The sequence below is a fragment of the uncultured Shewanella sp. genome (assembly GCF_947501665.1).
Classification (GTDB): Bacteria; Pseudomonadota; Gammaproteobacteria; order Enterobacterales; family Shewanellaceae; genus Shewanella.
On the sequence record NZ_CANMWS010000068.1, the window covers coordinates 1 to 1746 of the forward strand.

The window sequence follows — 1746 nt, forward strand, 5'->3', positions numbered from 1 at the left end:
TGATGGCCTAATGCTTCAAAAGCGCTGCCGTAGCCACCAGAGCCGCGAAAGTTCACTTGTAATACTGCGATACCTTGGCTGGCAAAGAGCTGGTTTTGTGAATTATATTCCCATCGATCTCTCACGCCGTGAGGGCCGCCATGGGGATTAACGATTAAAGGTAAATGCTTCGCAGTTTTGTCCTTTGGTAGGGTTAAATAACCATGGATGAGTTGACCGTCTCTGGCGGTAAACTGAATGGGTTTCACTGTTGCCATCTTCTCAGGTTTTATCCATGATTTTTCACTGAACAAATAGTGTAATTTGACAGCTTTTGTATCAAATAGGTAGTAGTTGCCCGGTGTGGTGTCGTTATAGGTATGCACAATCACTTTATCGGCTGTTTGAGTGCTGCTAATAATGCGAACTTGTAAGCCTGAAAAACTTTTTAGCAATTGCTTCGTAAAAATGGCAAAAGGATCCTTCTTATTGATAAAAGCATAACTGGGATAATCCTTTTCATATTCGACGGCATATAATTGTTTGGTGACAGGGTTAACCCAAGCTTGGCTGTAGTCGACATCAGGATTTTGAATGATTTTCTTATGTGCTCCAGTGAGAGTATTCACGCGGTAAATGGCTTCAGGTTGACCGCGTTCTTGTCCTGCAACATAGAGCTGGTTTGGCGCTCTTCCAAAGGCAATGGGACTCAGATTATCAAGCTTAAATTCGAGCCTGTTTGTGTTGATCCAAGTGTCATTTTTTCGAAAAAACAGTGAGTATGACACATGATTCTTAGTGCCACTGACAAAGCGTAATTGACCATGATTATCAGTCATAAAGTGTGAATTTTCGATTGGTGCACGAGTGATTTTTGTTCGAGTGCCTTTATAGATATTGACCTTATAGACGGTCTTGGCTGGATCGGTATTGAGTACTTTACTGTTTTTATTGTCCCAAGGAATAGCTGATACTAGCAAGTGCTTATCATCATTGATTAATGGATCGAGAATATAGCCAGTAGCACGAATGGACGGACTTGGTTTGTTGTGTGAGCTCAGCTGCATGCTTTTACGTTTATAGCCGAAAATATACTTAGGCTGACTGCCATCGGCATTAATGGCATAGAGCTCACCATAGTAAAGGGGGTGGCTTTGCCAGCCTTTGAGGTAATCTTTTTGCATGACTAAGCGTTGATGATTGGCCCAGACATAATTGCCTACCTGCGCATTGTCTGGAAAATCAACCAAGTGAATTAATTCAAGGGTCTTTGCGTTTAGCAATAATAACGCTTGCTTGCCTTCTTTGTCAGTGATAGCACTAATATAGTCACCCTGAGGCGAAATCTTAACTTGAGTGAATTGACTTGAACGACTGAAGAGGCTGGCGAGCTCATCAGTGGTTTGTGTCTTGGCTAAAGACAAGGGACTGATCAGCATAAGTAAGGCTGAAAAAAGCATAGAGGATAAGATTGAAGCTGGCATGGTGTTTCCTGAGGAAGAGCATTTTAAAGGGGCTAGGTATGATGTTGAGTAGATATAGTTCTGCCGATTACGTTTTGTTTTTGCTAAAAAAGAAGGATTTTGGCTCACATCATTTTAAAAAGCAAATGTGCGAGCCGAATGTTATGTATTACCTAGCAGATAAAAGGATAAATTATCGCTTATTATCGTTACAGCTTCAAATTGCTTTTCAAAAAACTGAGCATTTTTCGATAGGCTTGGGCCTGGTGTTCATCTTTATAAAAGCCATGACCTTCGTTATCTA

2 protein-coding genes are annotated in these 1746 nt (G+C 41.1%); one reads left to right on the forward strand and one right to left on the reverse strand.

The window, feature by feature from the left end; all coding sequences use genetic code 11:
• A partial coding sequence (locus Q0976_RS23900) for a S9 family peptidase (RefSeq protein WP_299497360.1) occupies nt 1-1463 on the reverse strand: 1463 nt, incomplete at its 3' end.
• A gap of 38 nt (nt 1464-1501) precedes the next feature.
• Between Q0976_RS23900 and Q0976_RS23905 the strand changes: the two genes are divergently transcribed.
• Nucleotides 1502-1746, forward strand: a 245-nt coding sequence (locus Q0976_RS23905; protein ID WP_299497362.1) for a hypothetical protein, incomplete at its 3' end; no start/stop codon positions are given.